The 16,583-nt window shown below is 35.6% G+C and carries 17 protein-coding genes; 7 read left to right on the top strand and 10 right to left on the bottom strand.

From position 1 onward, the window contains the following. The 10 genes from Q8L85_00865 to Q8L85_00820 all read right to left on the bottom strand — a co-directional run. On the bottom strand, window positions 1–216 hold a 216-nt coding region (locus Q8L85_00865; protein MDP1723239.1), incomplete at its 3' end, for a transposase. A 204-nt stretch (window positions 217–420) separates the two neighbouring features. Beyond that, window positions 421–960, bottom strand: a complete 540-nt coding sequence (locus Q8L85_00860; protein ID MDP1723238.1) for a hypothetical protein — start codon at window positions 958–960, stop codon at window positions 421–423. Between the two features lie 76 nt (window positions 961–1,036). After that, a complete protein-coding gene (locus Q8L85_00855; GenBank protein ID MDP1723237.1) occupies window positions 1,037–1,393 on the bottom strand; it encodes a hypothetical protein in 357 nt (118 codons plus the stop codon). Window positions 1,394–1,531: 138 nt separating this feature from the next. Continuing rightward, on the bottom strand, window positions 1,532–2,800 hold the full coding sequence (locus tag Q8L85_00850; GenBank protein ID MDP1723236.1) for a hypothetical protein: 1,269 nt from the start codon (window positions 2,798–2,800) through the stop codon (window positions 1,532–1,534). A 126-nt stretch (window positions 2,801–2,926) separates the two neighbouring features. Then, entirely contained in the window at window positions 2,927–4,210 is a 1,284-nt protein-coding gene (locus Q8L85_00845; protein MDP1723235.1) for a hypothetical protein, read from the bottom strand. A 104-nt stretch (window positions 4,211–4,314) separates the two neighbouring features. Further along, window positions 4,315–5,097 (bottom strand): peptidoglycan editing factor PgeF, encoded by a 783-nt coding sequence (pgeF, locus tag Q8L85_00840; GenBank protein ID MDP1723234.1) that lies wholly within the window; start codon window positions 5,095–5,097, stop codon window positions 4,315–4,317. Beyond that, a complete protein-coding gene (locus Q8L85_00835; protein ID MDP1723233.1) occupies window positions 5,084–6,118 on the bottom strand; it encodes an SAM-dependent methyltransferase in 1,035 nt (344 codons plus the stop codon). The genes pgeF and Q8L85_00835 overlap by 14 nt, the downstream gene beginning before the upstream one ends. Then, complete coding sequence (gene lgt, locus Q8L85_00830; protein MDP1723232.1) at window positions 6,102–6,914, bottom strand: prolipoprotein diacylglyceryl transferase; 813 nt, start codon at window positions 6,912–6,914, stop codon at window positions 6,102–6,104. Before lgt ends, Q8L85_00835 begins: the two co-directional genes overlap by 17 nt. 371 nt (window positions 6,915–7,285) lie before the next feature. After that, entirely contained in the window at window positions 7,286–9,034 is a 1,749-nt protein-coding gene (locus Q8L85_00825) for an ABC transporter ATP-binding protein (GenBank protein ID MDP1723231.1), read from the bottom strand. Between the two features lie 87 nt (window positions 9,035–9,121). Then, window positions 9,122–9,532, bottom strand: a complete 411-nt coding sequence (locus Q8L85_00820; GenBank protein MDP1723230.1) for a DUF559 domain-containing protein — start codon at window positions 9,530–9,532, stop codon at window positions 9,122–9,124. Between the two features lie 300 nt (window positions 9,533–9,832). Here Q8L85_00820 and rpsF point away from each other — a divergent pair, with 300 nt between their 5' ends. The 7 genes from rpsF to Q8L85_00785 form a co-directional block, all read left to right on the top strand. Continuing rightward, complete coding sequence (rpsF, locus tag Q8L85_00815; GenBank protein ID MDP1723229.1) at window positions 9,833–10,288, top strand: 30S ribosomal protein S6; 456 nt, start codon at window positions 9,833–9,835, stop codon at window positions 10,286–10,288. A gap of 11 nt (window positions 10,289–10,299) precedes the next feature. Next, a complete protein-coding gene (gene rpsR, locus Q8L85_00810; GenBank protein ID MDP1723228.1) occupies window positions 10,300–10,593 on the top strand; it encodes a 30S ribosomal protein S18 in 294 nt (97 codons plus the stop codon). A 10-nt stretch (window positions 10,594–10,603) separates the two neighbouring features. Then, window positions 10,604–11,608 carry a DUF2232 domain-containing protein gene (locus tag Q8L85_00805; protein MDP1723227.1) on the top strand — a complete coding sequence of 335 codons (1,005 nt, stop codon included), beginning with the start codon at window positions 10,604–10,606 and terminating at the stop codon, window positions 11,606–11,608. Between the two features lie 9 nt (window positions 11,609–11,617). Then, window positions 11,618–12,196: a 50S ribosomal protein L9 gene (rplI, locus tag Q8L85_00800; GenBank protein MDP1723226.1), complete on the top strand. Its 579-nt coding sequence runs from the start codon at window positions 11,618–11,620 to the stop codon at window positions 12,194–12,196. 562 nt (window positions 12,197–12,758) lie between these two features. Then, complete coding sequence (locus tag Q8L85_00795) at window positions 12,759–13,403, top strand: RlmE family RNA methyltransferase (GenBank protein MDP1723225.1); 645 nt, start codon at window positions 12,759–12,761, stop codon at window positions 13,401–13,403. Window positions 13,404–13,591: 188 nt separating this feature from the next. After that, window positions 13,592–14,821 carry an RsmB/NOP family class I SAM-dependent RNA methyltransferase gene (locus Q8L85_00790; protein MDP1723224.1) on the top strand — a complete coding sequence of 410 codons (1,230 nt, stop codon included), beginning with the start codon at window positions 13,592–13,594 and terminating at the stop codon, window positions 14,819–14,821. Between the two features lie 539 nt (window positions 14,822–15,360). Then, window positions 15,361–16,583: hypothetical protein (locus Q8L85_00785; GenBank protein MDP1723223.1), on the top strand; the 1,223-nt coding region annotated here is incomplete at its 3' end.

The raw sequence follows: 16,583 nt of genomic DNA, 5'->3' as shown, positions 1-16,583 counted from the left end.
CTCTGATTGATTTAAGGCAGAATCTTTTATAGGCTTTATTAATTCTGTTAATTCACAACGTTCGTTATTAAAAAAACTCCAAGCAGCTTGGGTTTGATTAAACGCTTCATTCCCCTCTAATGTACTCTTTATACCTGCTGTTAATAAGTTATTGATACTCATGTGTGATTTCACTAATTGATGATAACAACGTACAAGTCGAGATTCTAAGTCCATTTATATTACCTAAGAAATTAAAGATCACATATTAAACATTAATTCCTCTTATTTGTGTAGATACCTATGGGTCAAGCCGCGGGAAGTAGGAGAGGATTGTAGTGTTTTCGAGTTATTTCACTATACATGCTCGGAAGCGCATGAGAAGTTTATTAAATGTTGATTAAAAAAAGGGGCGGATGCCCCTTTACAGAAAAATTAGAGCTACTTTTTTTTCTTCCAATGTTTTATGCGACGTTCCAAGCTTTTGCCTTCTTTTTCGGCTGTTTGTACAATTACTTCTGTGGCTACATTCACTAGGTTGATGGCACCATCTCCAATTTTTCTATCTACAATCTGGTGTTTGGCTTCTCTGAAGCGTTGATGTTTTGTTTTGCGTATTTGTATTTCTTCATTGTTCAATGTAGTTCTAGTCATGTTAATTATACTAACATTGGTGCCATTGAAGAAAATGTTGTAGGTCATTTCATTTGCTTCTGATTCTTCTATTGTAGGAGTAAGAAGAAGCATCGCTTCATTGTTAATAGATTGGTTAATGAGAGCACATAGTGGTAATGCAGTGTCAATATTATAACCGTAATGTTCGTCTGCGTATCCAGCTTCTTCATTGAAAGGAACATCTAATGTTATATGTTCTTCGTCAATATTGTGTGTAGAGAAAATAGGCCAATTGTCGGCCGATACTGCGTTTGTAAATGTAAGTATTGCTACAAAAAACACAATTTTTTGCATAAATTTAGACATCAATAACTCCTTAATAGGGTGAGGTTCTTGATAGATTTATAACTAAATTATTATGGGATGCAAGGTCTATAATGAATTATTTTTTTGTTTTTTTTCTGTGTATGTCAGTTGTGCCGGTCATGTAGTCGTTAATGAATATAAAATATTTAACTTTTTTTTTGGTTGATTTTTCTTCATCTGGAATAAGTAGAACAGATGATTTTTTAGTTTCAACATGATTGTTAATAGGTTTGCGGAATTCTGATGGGTGTTTAATGTAATATTGATATGTTGAATCCTTTATTTTTGATGATTTTTTGAAAGACTTGTTGAGTTCTATGTAATTTCCTTTAATTTCTTCTGTTGAGAAATAAGGCCATTTTTGAGCAAATAATGAATTTGTTGAAGTCAAAAATGTTATAAATATCAGAATTTTTTGAATAAATTTAGTCATAGATATCTCCATAGAATATTTACTCTGTAAATAGTCTACGACAAAATACAAAAAAATTCAAATTTATAGTTTTAATGAAACGCCACAGAGCAAGCCCTATGGAGTTTCATTTTAATATTACTATAAAACAGGTTCTTATTATAATTTGTCAGATTCACTCTTCATGGAAGGTAAAGATAATTGAAATAGTCGATTTAAAAGTAATTTAGCTGTGTGTTGAGCGGAAAAACTGAATGTTTTTTCTGATGCCTGTATTAACATGTTATGCAATATTTGAAAATTATCAGGTGCATGGGGGATAAGATAATCAAGACATAATTGAGCAAAATTTGCTTCAGCAACATGTTTTGCCCAAGGGCTGAATTCTTTTAAAACTGCTTCTGTGAATAGATTAATTGCTATTTGAATTCTATTAGGCATGTATTGAGTAGGTCCAATGCCTAATTGATACATACGTGCCAAAAGAACTTCTGAAACATGTTTAATAGTTGAATCATTTGTTTGCTGGTATAGATGAGTATAATAAATAAATTGTGTTTCATAGCGATTTTCTGTTGAACAGGGAATGAGTTCATCGGTAATATTCATTAAAAGTTTGAAAGCTTTTTGAAATCTGAAAGGGTTATTTTTGGTGGGCCCTAGTCCCAAAAGGTACATTTTGGTTAAATTTTTTATAGCAATATTTTTTGCCCAAGGGCAATGTTCTTTTGCAGCTGCTTTTATCAATAATTTAAATGCTATTGTAACCCTTTCAGGATTTTTTTGAGTCGATCCTAAGCCTAATAAATAAATACGTCCCAAAAAAGTTCCCGAAATATGTTGTGCTATTTCATTGGTTGAAAATCGATATAATTTTTTAAGGTAATGAATTTTAGTTTCAATTTGTTGGGTAGAGAAAAATTTTTTAAATGATTCGACAAAGTTATTTTTATGATCAAAATAGTTAATTAATGTTGTTATATCTTCTTGAAGTTCGGGCGATAGTTCAAAATATTCATTGTCATTTGAAATGAAGCTGTTGCCTAATTCATGTTTTACTTTTACGATGTCGTTATTTTCTGGAAGAACAATAAGGAAATTACCATTGCTAATCACTTTAAGATTAAAAGGTATTTCAAATACTAAATCATGGGTGAATTCTAAACTTGAGTAATTTTGATTCGATAATTCTTCATTTTTTTGATCAAATATAATGAAATTTTCAGACGATTCATTTTGTTCTTCTGAAATTATTATGCCTGTTTTGTCATCTGTTAATTGAATTTTTAACGCATTTGGTACGTTAAAACGCGTTCCATTTTCAAATGTAATTTCGTGATCTTTTTCATGTGTTGAAATAATAATAACTGCATGGAGTTCCTGGATAAAAAACCCATAAAGCGCTACTAGCAATGATAAAATTTTCATTTATTAATCCAAATAATGGGTGTGTTATTACACGTGTCTATAATGATTTTTGCATGACAGTGACTTTCATTCAATAATTTATATAGAGGGAAATTATTGAGATAATCTCCCTTATACTTTTTAAAATTAGTTCAATAGATTTTCGATCGACATGGCATTTTTTATTTTTAATTGGTCTTCAATTAAAATAATACGATTAATAGACATACGATCTTTAATTGTTATATCCATAGGTTCTTCATCGATTAACATTTTGTCGTCAACTTCTTGTATATTGATTTCAGGTGATGCATTAAAGAAAATATTGCCAGATTCTAGAATTTCTTCTAGATTATTTTCATCAGGATTTTGTTGGTTTTGAAGTAAAAATTTATTCAACATTTCTTTAGCTTTTTTTGTGACGCCAGAGCAGTCTGTTTTTTGAGAGGCATTTGTGAGAAGCATTAAGATCATTTGATTCTTTGATTCTTCATCTTCCGTGTTGCTCTTATTTTCAAGTAGCATTTTTGCTAAAGCGAGTTCTGCAAAATGTTGTGCTTTTAAAGAATCTGTTTTTTGGGAAGCTTTTATTAAAAGATCCCGGATTATTTGTTCTTTCTCGGTTGAGTTCTCTGTTGGAATTTGATTTTTCATATACATTTGAGCTAAAGAAAATTCGGCAAAATGTTTTGCCCAGGGGCTAAATTCTTTAGAAATGGCTTCATTAAAATAATTGAAGGCCATTTCTATTTTATTGGGAGCATTGCTTAAAGGACTTTTGTTCATCATATATAGTTGACCTAAGCAAGCGCAAGCGATGTGTTGTATGCGTTTATTCTTTGTTTTTTCATATGCTTTTGTCAGCAGGATATAAGCATTATCTAATCTGTTTGGATCGTTCTTAGTAATGCCTTCCGCAAAAAGCAATAATTGACCTAATGCACCTTGAGCTGTGTGTACTGCCCAAGAATCTGAGTCTTCTTGAGATATTTCTGTTAAAAGATTTAATCCTTCTTGAAATTTGGTGGCATCGTTATCGTTAATCCATTCTATAGCTAATCTTACTTTTTTATTTTTAATATTGGTTGTATTGCTAATTATACTTTGAGGATAAATAAATAATGAATTGTTGTTAATGGCAATTCTATATTCTTTGGGGAGCTTGATCGTTATATTTTTATTTTTTATAATTCCATGAATTGTAGATGCGTTGTCACTTTTAACTACAATGACATCTTCTATATTAAAAATTTCTAATCCTTCTGGATTTTCTAAAATATTTATGTATCTTTTGATGCGTGGTATATCAAAATTTATACCATCATCGAATTGAACTTTATAAAGTAACGAATTTTTTTTTGAAAGAGTTACTGCATGAAGGGGTTGTGCTAACAACCCAGCAAGTAAAATGAACAATGCTCGTTTTTTCATATTATGATCCTAAATATATTCTTTGGTTTTAAATTAAGTCAAAAATATATTTATTTTATAAAAAGGTCAATATAATTGTCCAAAAATCAACCTTGTTTAAATTTTTAATTAATTAAAGCGATGATATTCAAATTGTTACCATATTTCGTTTCATTTAAATGGCAGGTTCTACGGTAGCTGAAAAAATGAAGTGGATTTGAATAAGTATCAAAAGGCATTATATCAACATAGTGCAATCCCTTTTGCTTTAATCTTTCAGCGCAAAAGCCTTTGAGGTTAAAATAAAAATGATTTTCTTTGGCAGCTTTTTTAAAAAAATGATCATAATTTGGATTTATGGTATGAAATTCATTAAAGAAAGGTAGGCTTATTTCATATGAATCTTGATCAATAGCCGGTCCAATAATCGCGTTGATATTTTCAAGTTTAGCACCTTTTTCAATCATTAAATCTATTGTGGATTCTAATATGCCGGATAAAGCACCTTTCCAGCCGGCATGTGCAGCACCGATAATACCCTGTTTATGATCTGCAAAAAGTACTGGTGGACAATCAGCGCCTACAACAGCCAAAGCAAGATTAGGTTGATCCGTCACTAACCCATCGGCATGAGCTTCTTCATCTCTATTTGTAAAGGGTTTATGAACATAAATGGCGCGATTAGAATGAATTTGTCTGTTAATAATAAGATGTTGTGGATTTAATCCGAGATGTTCAAGCGCTCGTTTTCTGTTTTCAACAATATGAATAGGATCATCACCCGATGAATAGGTAATGTTAAGGCTTGCAAAAGGCCCTGTGCTGATACCACCTTTACGGGTAAAAAATCCATGCTGAATATTGGGTTGTGTTAAAAAGGGATGTTTAAAAGTTTCAATTTTTGTCATTTGAAAATCCTGAAATTATAATATCTGTATTGGTAATGGCAAAGGCTTTGAAAAGTTGACCCATGGCAAGAGGATCAATAAGGCTTCTTGATGCACGTAAAAAAGAATGTGGATTGTCTAGTTTTGATGCTAGAAAATGCACACGTTCTTGAAAACCTAAAGACGTTAGAAATGGAGCTTGTGGAATGGGGCCTAGAGTATTTAATGCACGATCATGCGCTAAATTTTTTAAGGTACCAAAATCAACATGAGCTGTTATATCAGCTTCGCAGGGATTAGCAAAAGGATCGACGAATTGATGTTTTTGTATTGCTTGAAGGCTTGAACCGCCTAAATTTTCTGCATATCCATAATCTATAAATAAAGCAACGCTAGGTTGTTGTTTCAATTTTTCATAAATAATGCTCATAAAATTTAAAATAGAAGGGGATTTTTCGTAAATTTTAGTCGTATCGGGTAGTTTTATATCTTGAGACGATGGCTTAAAATAAGGAACCCATTGATTGTTTTTATATGTTACCCACGCTTCTTGTAATTCATTTTCATGTTTAAAATGCTGCACGGGGAGGGCATCTAAAAATTCATTAGCAATTAAAATAAAAGGCCTATCAAAAGGCATATTTTCGATTTTGTTGTGCCAATGAATAGGTTTTGAAATATTTGCCAATTTATTTTTTTGTATTTGTTGTAAAACGGGACTTGATTCCAATAAATGAAATTCAATATCAATATCTGTCCAATATTTTTGGGTTGCGCGCCAAACATCGAGTAAAAAAGTACCACGTCCAGGTCCTAATTCAATAAAATGAAAAGAAGGGGGCGACCCCATTTTTATCCAACAATCATAAGCCCATAATCCTAACACTTCACCAAAAACTTGGCATAATTCAGGACTTGTATAAAAATCGCCATTTTCACCAAAAGGATCGCGCGTGCTATAATAATGCGCATTAGAAATGCTCATGAACTCGTCTAGAGGAATATTTTTCTTGCCCTCAAAAATATCAAGAAGTGGTTTCATTTATGCGCGCTTTTCTGAAGACAAGATATAAACCAGCAATCAATAATGGCAGACTTAAAATTTGTCCCATCGTGAAATGGTCCCAAATATAACCGATTTGGCTATCAGGTTCACGGAAAAATTCAGAAGTAATACGGGACAATGCATAGAAAATCCCAAAAATCCCTGAAATAAAGCCAATGCGTGCGCGTGCTTTTGAACATTTGCTCGCCGCAAAAAGAATGATAAAAAGAACGAATCCTTCTAAAAAGGCTTCATACAATTGACTGGGATGGCGTGGGTAAGGACCTCCTGATGCAAAAACAACACCTAAAGGGGATTCAGTAACGCGACCATAAAGTTCACCATTGGCAAAATTAGCGATACGGCCCAAGAAAAGTCCAATGGGGAGGCCAGGAACGAGACAATCTGTGATCGCCCAGAAGGATAATTTGCGACTATAGGTGTAGTAGAAAATTGTAAGGATTGCACCTAAAATGCCGCCATGAATCGACATGCCGCCTTGCCAGGTATAAAGAATTTCAATGGGGTTACGTAAGTAATAATCCCAATTATATAGGAAGACAAAGCCTAATCTTCCGCCAATAATGCCGCCAAGTACGATCCAAAAAAGAAGATCATCAAAGACGAGTTTCGGTATATTGCGTGGTGGCAGTTTACCAAGATAGATGGCATAGAACCAGGCCGCTAAAAAAGAGACAAGATAAGCAAGCCCATACCAATGAATATCGATGGGGCCAATTGAAAATGCAACAACAGGATCTGTCGCATGAATGGTAAAAGTAAAAAATGACATGTGGTCCCTTATATAAAAACTACCCAAATTATGGGTAAATTCGTTGTCAAGCCTGCGCTTCCGGTACTCATGTACCTTAAGTACATTCCGTTCCAGTTCTCGTCTTTCCTAGACTTTTCCTCATAATTTGGGAGTTTTCTAGTGAGGGGTCGGGGAGAGACGTTTAATACAATATTGCATTACAGTATGATATGAAAGTCATAAATTGTTTTACTTTTTTCAGCAAGTCTAAAAAGTGTGATGCGAGAAAACGGCTCAGATTATGTGGTAAAGTCTAGAAAGCTCGAGAACCGGCACGGAATGTACTTAAGGTACATGAGTACTGGAAGCGCAGAGCTGACGACGAATTTGACCATAATGTGAGCTGTTAGTTATGCAACGAGTTTGCGTTGTTCCTCTTCTGTTGATTGAAGATTTGACAAACGTGTGTAAAGACCATTTTGTGCAATAAGGCTTGCGTGATTGCCTTCTTCTAAAACCTGTCCTTGGTCAATCACGTAAATATGATCAGCTTGGACGATGGTGGATAAACGATGCGCAATGACAAGGGTTGTTCTGCCCCCAATAAGCTTGTTCAGCGCTTCTTGAACCTTGCGCTCAGATTCGGTGTCCAAAGCAGATGTTGCTTCATCAAGCAACAAGATGGGGGCGTTTTTAAGCATTGCACGTGCGATTGAAATACGCTGGCGTTGACCGCCTGATAATTTGACGCCATGTTCGCCAATGATCGTGTCATAACCATGCGGTAATTTTTCAATAAATTCATGGGCTGCAGCTTCAATTGAGGCTTGAATAATATCCTCTTCACTTGCTGATAATCGTCCATAGGCGATATTTGCTCTAATCGTATCATCAAATAAACTGATCTCTTGACTGACGAGTGCTATATTTTCGCGCAAACTATGAAGGGTGACGTCTTTAATAAATTGACCATCAATTGAAATATTGCCTTCTTGAATGTCATAGAAACGTGGGATTAAGTTTAAAATCGTTGATTTACCACCCCCTGAAGGACCCACAAGGGCTGTCATTTTGCCACCTTTAAGGTTGATGGATAGATTTTTCAAAGCATTTTTGTGTGTATTGTAGGCAAAGCTAACATTGTCAAAATTGATTGTACCTTGTTTTATCTCAAGATATTTTGCGTTCGGCATATTCACGATATCTGATTTGCGGTCGAGGACTGAAAAGACGCGTTCAGCAGCGGCGATGCCTTCTTGAAGGTCAGAATTTAAACTGGCCAATTTTTTCATGGGTTCATAGGCGAGCAATAAGGCTGCAACAAAAGCAAAGAAGGATCCTTGTGTACGTGTGCCTTCAATAATTTCATAGCCGCCATAAAGAATCACGACAACAATGGCAAGGCCGCCTAAACATTCCATGATGGGGTGGGCTGCGGCACGTGCGCGGATAACTTTATGATTTAATTTATAAAGTTCGGTGATAATGCCATCGGCGCGTTTTTGCTCGTAATCTTCCATGGAATAAGCTTTAACATGTCTTATGCCTTGAAAGACTTGATTCAAAAGCGTTGCGAGTTTACCCACGATTTCTTGACTACCGGTGGACACTTTACGCAATTTTTTACCAAAGCGGGCAATGGGGAGGATGGCAATTGGAAATACAAAAAATGAAATTGACGCTAAAATCCAATCTTCGTGGAACATAACGCCAACAAGGAAGACAACGGATAGGAAATCTCGTCCAGCGCCCGTGATCGCGGTCGAAACAGCCGCACGTAATAAGGTGACATCATTGGTAAATCGTGAAATAAGAGAGCCCGTTGCATTATTGTGAAAAAAAGTAAGATCAGAATGCACTAATCGTTGAAACATTTGACGCTGAAAATCGGCAATAATACGTTGCCCAACATAATTCATGACAACAGTTTGACCGTAAGTTGAGGTGCCTTTGACAAAAAATATAATAAAAACAACACCTGCAATGATAGGGAGTGCTGCTGCATTTTTTTGACCAAAAATTTCATCCAAAATATGCTTCATGCCATAAGCCATAGAAGCTGTCGATAAAGCAACAAGAGCCATTAATACAAAAGCAACAATAAGATAGTTTGTGTAAGGCTTGATGTAATCTTTCAGAAGCCTTTTAAAAATAGGCATATTTGCTTGCGTTAATATCTTTTTTTTAATTTTTGCTTTTTGCTTTTTGTTTTGACTTGGCACGAAATACTCTCAATCGTTGTATAATTATAAAGGCAATGTATCATGAAAATTTGTAGAGAAACTAAGATTTTTACCTCTCCCCTTGTGGGAGAGGTCGCCGTGTAGCGGCGGGTGAGGGGTGCTTAGAATTGTTTCTAATACGTTTTCTAAGTTATTTAACACGTCGTTATTCCAAAAACGTATAACTTTAAAACCATCCTTTGCAAGAAGGCACGTACGGTGATTATCATATATTTTTTGATCTGCATGTTGTCCGCCATCAAGTTCAATGATTAGTTTTCTTTCAAAACAAATGAAATCAACAATGTAACCTTGAAGTATATGTTGACGTCTAAACTTCCACCCTTGAAATCTTCGGCTTCTGAGATGATACCAAAGCTGATGTTCAACATCTGTTTGATTTGTACGCAATGCTTTTTGAAATCTTTTTAACACTTGATTTTCCTTGTCATGCCCCTCACCCGGCGCAATGCGCCGACCACACCCACAAGGGGAGAGGTAAAAATCTTAATTTCTCAATTTTTTATGAAGTGGCAGGGTAATGTATAAAGCCTTACACTCCAAATAAAGAAATCTAACAAAAAAGATTGAAAAATTCAAGAAATGCTGTAAATTATTTGAACCTATGTATTTTGATGCGATGTTTCGCATCTTATGATAGCTCCTTGCTATAATTATTTTGAATTATGGCTTAGCACACAATTTACTGTGCCCAAGGCTCGAAAGGAGTAACTAATGAGTCTCTATGAAAATGTATACATTGCCCGTCAAGATTTAACGACGGGGCAAGTCGACGCACTGACCGAACAATTTAGTGAAATCATCACTTCAAATGGCGGATCAATTGCTAAAAAAGAATATTGGGGTCTTAAAAGCCTCGCATACCGTATTAAGAAAAACCGTAAAGGTCATTATGTTCTGATGAATATTGATGCACCGTCGGCTGCTGTTCAAGAAATGGAACGCTTAATGCGCCTTAATGAAGATATTCTCCGTTTCCTAACGCTTTCGGTTGAAGCCCATGAAGAGGGTTTATCCATCCAAATGCGTCAAGGGCCTAAAGAAGAACGCTCTTTCTCTAGGGATGATCGTGGATCACGTGATGATCGTGGCCCAAGAAGACCTTATGTGAAACATTCTAGGCCTCAATATGATCAGCCAAAAACTGATGTAGTTGAAGAAACGAATTAAGGAGAATTTATATGTCTGAATATACTTCAAATTCAGGTGGGGCTGGCGCTGGTGCTGGCGCTGCAGGTCGTGCAGGTGGTAGAGCAAAACCATTTTTCAAACGTCGCAAATCTTGTCCTTTTTCAGGACCAAATGCGCCTGCGATTGATTACAAGGATATTAAATTATTGCAACGCTTCTTAACAGAACGCGGCAAGATTATTCCAAGCAGAATTTCTGCTGTAACAATTAAAAATCAACGTTATGTTGCACAAGCTGTTAAACGCGCGCGTTTTTTAGCTTTAATGCCTTACGTTGTGAAATAAGGATAAATCTTTGTTTTTAGGCGAAACACAAAAGGGATCAAAGCTTTATGTGAGTGCAATAGGGATGAGTGGATTTGTGTCTGCTTTATTATACCTAATTGCCTTTATGGGCGTACCCGGTGGTATGTTGCTGATGCAATTTGCCCCTTTGCCTCTCCTTTTCGTTGGGTTTAGACTAGGTTTTAAAGCCGCTTGCTTGGCATCCCTTTTAGCTTTTATTGGGATTGCAGCAACTGGCTCTATGCCTATTTTAATTAATTTTTTGACCGGCGTTTTGGGCATGAGCTTGATAAGCTCTTTTGTGCTTTTTAAAAATAAGATTTTTAAGCAATCTGACAATAATTTTGGACTATTAATAGCCTTTTTGGTTGTTTTTTCTCTTATATTGTTGATTGTTGGTCAAACATCTTCAGCTTCGTTATTTTCGGATCAAAAGTTCTTTGAAGAGTTTTTGAGTCAAATGGAAGCTAAAGGTGTAATTGCTTCACTAGCGGATGAGCAAAAACAATTTTTGTTTATGATGGCTCAATTTATTCCAGGATTATTAAGTGGTTTTTGGCTTTTTGTTTTTGTGGGTATTGTGTTTTTAGCGCAATCGCTTGCATTTCGAAAAACAAAAAAAGAGATACATCTAGAATTGGTTACTTTTGATGGGGCGACACTTAAAGTGCCTGCTTTTAAAATACCAATGCTTAGAATGTCGTCGCTTAATCTTTGGGATGGTTGTTTTTATCTTTTGCTTATTAGTTTATTGGGGTCGTTTTTAAGTCAAAAAACCTTGCAAATATTTTCGATTAATTGTCTTTTTGTTCTTTTGGTGCCTTTTTTACTAAAAGGATTAAGTGTTTTTCATCGATATGTGGATCATAAAGCCCAAAAAAATCTTATGATTTCGGGTCTTTATATTGCATCGTTTTTATTGGCTTGGCCGCTTTTATGTCTTATTTTTGTTGGTCTTTATGCGTTTTTACGTGACCAAAAATTTTTACGCCTTAAAACAAATCTTAGAATTTAGGAGATTATGATGGTTGAACTCGTATTGCTTGAACGCATTGAAAAATTAGGACAAATTGGGGACGTCGTAAAAGTCCGCCCTGGTTATGCACGTAATTTTTTACTACCACAACAAAAAGCATTGCGCGCGACAAAAGAAAACATTTCGCTTTTCGAGTCACGCAAGGCACAAATTGTTGCTGATAACTTAAAACGTAAATCTGAAGCTGAATCAGTTGCTGCAAAAATCAAAGGATTAATTGTCACGATGATTCGTCAAGCGGGTGAATCAGGCCAATTATTTGGTTCGGTTACAGCACGTGATATTTCAGAAGCTGTGTCAAAAGCAGGCTTTTCAATTAATAAAGGACAAGTGCTGATTGCATTACCCATTAAAACATTGGGTATTTCAACTGTACATGTCATCTTGCATCCTGAAGTAACTGTAGATGTTTTTGTAAACGTTGCAAAAACTGAAGAAGAAGCTAAAGTGCAAGCGCAAAAATTGAAGCCAGCAAAAACTGAAGAAAAAGTAGCTGCTGCTGATATGGGCGATATGCCACAGCCTGATGCTGATTTGAGCGAAGAATTTGCGAAAATCACGAAATAGTTTAAATGCTCAAATTATGGACAAATTCTTGGATGGGTCAGTGCAAAGCATTTAATTGCCATGCCGGTTCTCATGAGTTTTCGTCAGCTACGACAATAATGTCCTCCGGACCTTATTTGTCAAGCTTTTGGAATACTCATTTCATAGACTTTGTCTCATAATTTGAGCATTTAATATAGTTGTTTTCCTGGACGCGCTGAAGCTTTGCTTCGAGCGCAGATCCAGGATCCAGACAGCAATTCATGCTCGAAGAGCATGACCCTATTTTTGAAAATAGAGTTTTAAATAGAAACCCGTTAATACCTCAGTTGTTTCCCTGAACCAATGAGAGCCCAAAGGGCTCGAATGCGGATTCAGGGTCCAGATTATAATCATGATCGAAGATCATGACAGGCTTTTAAAAAACTTTAGTATCATGCTCTATCGCGCATGTATTTTAGTCTGGATCCTGAATCTGCCTTCGAAGCTTCGCTTCAAGGCGTTCAGGAAAACAACGAGGTGTGTGCATTGATTCGAAAATGAAATTTAAAGTTATCCCTTAGATTTGAAATTAATATAAATAATGAAACTTAAATCCTCGAAACAAAGATCTATATCATCGACGCGTTGGTTACAGCGCCAATTGACTGATCCATATGTTATTAAAGCGCAAAAAATTGGATATAGGTCTCGTGCTGCTTTTAAATTAAAAGAATTAAACGATCAATTTCATTTTTTAAAACCAGGCAAAAATGTACTCGATTTGGGTGCGGCTCCTGGTGGTTGGCTTCAAATTGCATCCGAATGTGTCAAACCTGATAAAACAAAAGCGCAGCTTGTAGGTATTGATTTACTTGAAATAAATCCAATGCCTTATGTCACCTTGATACAAGGTGATTTTTATGAAGAAGCAACAATTGATGCAATTCACCAAGCGTTAAATGGTAAGGCAGATGTTGTATTAAGCGACATGGCGCCATCAACCATAGGCCATCAATCAACAGATCATATTCGGATGATGGGATTGTGCGAGGCCGCCTGGGCTTTAGCGCAAGAGGTACTTATTCCCCATGGTGCTTTTGTCATGAAATTATTTCAAGGCGGCATGGAAGGCGAGATTTTAAAAAAACTTAAACCTCGATTCGACAAAATTAAACATGTAAAACCACCTGCAAGTCGTAAAGAATCGTCAGAGATTTATTTGGTTGCATTAGGATTCAAAGGATAATTTCTACCCCCTCCTACGCCCCGCGGCTTGACCGCGGGGTCCATGGTGCAAAAATGAAATGATAATTATTTGTCTTGTCTTTTCTAAAGCTTTCTGGATCCCGCGGACGAGCCGCGGGACGTAGGAAGTAGGGGGCGTAATAATATTAAATTTTACCCTCCTGGGTAGCTAGTTTATAAGGATAAAAAATGCAATACGGTTCTATTATTCAAAGTTTTATAGAATTACTGGAAGAAATTTGTGCTTTCGAGTATCCCGCTGATCGGGTTGCGCATGGATTTTTAAAACAACGTCGTTATTTCGGTTCAAAAGATCGCAGACAATTAACATTTTGGTTGTATGATTTTTTACGTCATTATGCACGTATTAGCCATGCTTTGAGCGAAACCATGAAGGTAACGCCGACATCCCGCCTTTATGCGCTTGCTTATTTAAGATTGGTTGAAAAATGTTCTTTGGAAGATCTTGAATCTGTTTTCAATGATAATCCATATCATGCGTCAGAACTAACGTTGACCGAAAAAAAGATTGTTAAAGCATTAAAATTCCATGCGCATGATCTTGAATGCCCTGAATGGATTTTGCCTTATTTTGAGCGTGGTTTTAAAGCGGATACACGCAAAATTCTTGAAAGCCTTAATGTCGAAGCACCGTGTGATTTGCGCGTCAATCTTCTTTTGGCAGATCGTGAAACTGTTCTGAAGGAATTGGATTATTTAGGAATAGAGGCTGTTGAAACGCCAATATCGCCTTGGGGTATTCGTTTATTGAAACGAATTAATGTTACAGAACTAGAAATATTTAAAAAAGGGTGGATTGAAATACAGGATGAGGGATCTCAGCTTGTCGCTTTATCTGCTAATCCAAAAACGACGGATTTTGTTGTTGATTTATGTGCGGGCGCTTGTGGAAAGACTTTAGCGTTTTCGGCATTGATGAAAAATAAAGGTCGCATCATTGCAACAGATATTGACGCACGTAAACTTGAAAATGGTCATAAACGCATCAAACGTGCTGGTATTTCAAATATTCAGCTTAAACATTTGGATCCAGCTGGCGAAAAATGGTTGAAGCGTCAACGCGGCAAAGTTGATATTGTGCTTGTTGATGCGCCTTGTACAGGTACGGGCACATGGCGTCGCAATCCTGACCATAAATGGCGTTTAAAAGAAGACGATTTAAAAGAATTGGTTACTATTCAAGCAAGTTTGCTGAATAAAGCGGCACTTCTTATTAAACCAAAGGGCGTTGTTGTCTATGCAACTTGTTCGTTGCTTCAAGAAGAAAACGAACATCAAATCAGTCAATTTTTAGAATCGCATCCTGAGTTTATGCTTGAGGAAGAATCTTTATTGAAATTAGATCCGTTCCAAGATAAAACGGATGGCTTCTTCTGTGCACGCTTGGTTAAGAGGTAATATAGACTTTTTTAACGTGGAGATGGTATCAATTTACCGGACAAAAAATGAAATTGTTTTGTTTTCACCTCTCCCCTTTGTGGGAGAGGTCGTCGCGTAGCGACGGGTGAGGGGTGTTTAAAACGTTTACAAGGAACACATCATCGAGCCGTATGTAAGCATTTCAAAACTAATACTTATTCTCGAAAATACCCCTCACCCGCTCCCTTTGGTCGCGACCTCTCCCACAAGGGGAGAGGTGAAAAAAGTTCTTACTTTTGAGGGACTTTTCGTAAAAATTTGTGTTCATTTCTTTGGAATGAGTTGCTGGGTGTGAGATTAGGACAGTCAAAAATGAGCCTAATGTTATTTTTGTCCAGTAGATTGAAAAATTACCAACCCATTGAAAAATAAACAAACTTAAAAAATTATCCCTTAAAAAAAATCAAAAACCCAGTATTTTTTACGGGTATTTTCAATGAAACAGATTCTGTATTATAAAATTTATTCATTTTACTAGTGAACAAAAATCAAAATTTAAAACAAAGGATTATCTAAAGATGAAAAAAACGATATTAACTTTTTCAATTCTTATATCGTCACCCATTTTCAATACATTCGCCGTTGGTGGCGATAACATAATTGAAATTGACTCTTTATCCATAGAAAAACTTCTAGAGATAGCAAAAGATATGTCGAAATCTGAACGGGAACAATTTAATGCTTGCAAAGAATTGCTAAACTTTCCTGAAAATACAACAGAAGAGATTTTACTTGATATAGCTTACCATATTTCCACGCTTGTTAAATGTGCACAAGATAAAAATATTAAATTAGAAGCCATCGATGTATTTTATAATAAAGTAATACCTAAACTTTTTGCGATTGTTCAAAACACACAAAATGAAAAAGTTAAACATAATGCGATCAGCAAGCTATGGAGTCAAGATAATGTTGCGTATCGTAATGAATCTGTGCTTTTGGATCTTGCGGAAAACGCAAATGATAAAAGTATTAAATCTGAAGCGGTTAAGCCACTTTGGTCTGACCACGTAACAAAATTACTTCATTTCAATATATTAGATATATTGCATTTAAATTTTTTATCAAACGGTTTAATTGAAAAAATATTTGGACGCCTAAAAACAGTTTTCACTTCCTGGTTAAATATATCACAAAGCAACGTAAATCTTCCTTTATCTATTGAAGATCCTTTAGCTATTGCAAAAAACTTCCAAAAAAGTGAGAAAGAAAGATTCCTAGCGTGTAAAAAATTAATGACATCTCAGGATGTTAATAAAGATGAAGTGGTTTTTATTCTTTTTGCGATGGCAATAGAATTTACCCATTATAATCTTAATGCCCTCGACGTGCTTTGGAAAGATCAAGAAACAAAAGAAAAACATTTGGATGTATTAACCCAATTATATTTTTATTACGCCAAAAACACAAAAAGTGAAATTACGAAAATTTCCATTTTTAATAAATTTTTTAAAGATCAGCAATGTAAAATAAAATATACCGATGAATTGGTTGCCCTTGCGTTAGATCTTGCAGAAAATACAGTAGGCACAATCTATGCACAAGAATCTCTCAATCAGCTTTGGAAAGATCAAGAAACAAAAGAAAAATATCATCTTACATTATTTAAAGCACTTTTAGTTTGCGCACAACAAGATTCAGATAAAATCTCAAAATCTAATGCGATGTATGAACTTTGGTATGATCAACCGACAAGAGAAGCATATAGAGGAGAATTGGTCGAGGCCTATTTAGATCTTTC

The sequence above is a fragment of the Alphaproteobacteria bacterium genome (genome assembly GCA_030680745.1).
Classification (GTDB): domain Bacteria; phylum Pseudomonadota; class Alphaproteobacteria; order JAUXUR01; family JAUXUR01; genus JAUXUR01.
Note: the sequence above shows the minus strand (reverse complement) of the source record. Positions and strands in the feature narration are given on the sequence as shown.

What these genes read in the sequence shown, in the direction of transcription:
- Q8L85_00860 (MDP1723238.1), bottom strand. Translation starts at nt 960, where the DNA reads ATGTCTAAATTTATGCAAAAAATTGTGTTTTTTGTAGCAATACTTACA.
- Q8L85_00855 (MDP1723237.1), bottom strand. Translation starts at nt 1,393, where the DNA reads ATGACTAAATTTATTCAAAAAATTCTGATATTTATAACATTTTTGACT.
- Q8L85_00850 (MDP1723236.1), bottom strand. Translation starts at nt 2,800, where the DNA reads ATGAAAATTTTATCATTGCTAGTAGCGCTTTATGGGTTTTTTATCCAG.
- Q8L85_00845 (MDP1723235.1), bottom strand. Translation starts at nt 4,210, where the DNA reads ATGAAAAAACGAGCATTGTTCATTTTACTTGCTGGGTTGTTAGCACAA.
- pgeF (MDP1723234.1), bottom strand. Translation starts at nt 5,097, where the DNA reads ATGACAAAAATTGAAACTTTTAAACATCCCTTTTTAACACAACCCAAT.
- Q8L85_00835 (MDP1723233.1), bottom strand. Translation starts at nt 6,118, where the DNA reads ATGAAACCACTTCTTGATATTTTTGAGGGCAAGAAAAATATTCCTCTA.
- lgt (MDP1723232.1), bottom strand. Translation starts at nt 6,914, where the DNA reads ATGTCATTTTTTACTTTTACCATTCATGCGACAGATCCTGTTGTTGCA.
- Q8L85_00825 (MDP1723231.1), bottom strand. Translation starts at nt 9,034, where the DNA reads ATGCCTATTTTTAAAAGGCTTCTGAAAGATTACATCAAGCCTTACACA.
- rpsF (MDP1723229.1), top strand. Translation starts at nt 9,833, where the DNA reads ATGAGTCTCTATGAAAATGTATACATTGCCCGTCAAGATTTAACGACG.
- rpsR (MDP1723228.1), top strand. Translation starts at nt 10,300, where the DNA reads ATGTCTGAATATACTTCAAATTCAGGTGGGGCTGGCGCTGGTGCTGGC.
- rplI (MDP1723226.1), top strand. Translation starts at nt 11,618, where the DNA reads ATGGTTGAACTCGTATTGCTTGAACGCATTGAAAAATTAGGACAAATT.
- Q8L85_00795 (MDP1723225.1), top strand. Translation starts at nt 12,759, where the DNA reads ATGAAACTTAAATCCTCGAAACAAAGATCTATATCATCGACGCGTTGG.
- Q8L85_00790 (MDP1723224.1), top strand. Translation starts at nt 13,592, where the DNA reads ATGCAATACGGTTCTATTATTCAAAGTTTTATAGAATTACTGGAAGAA.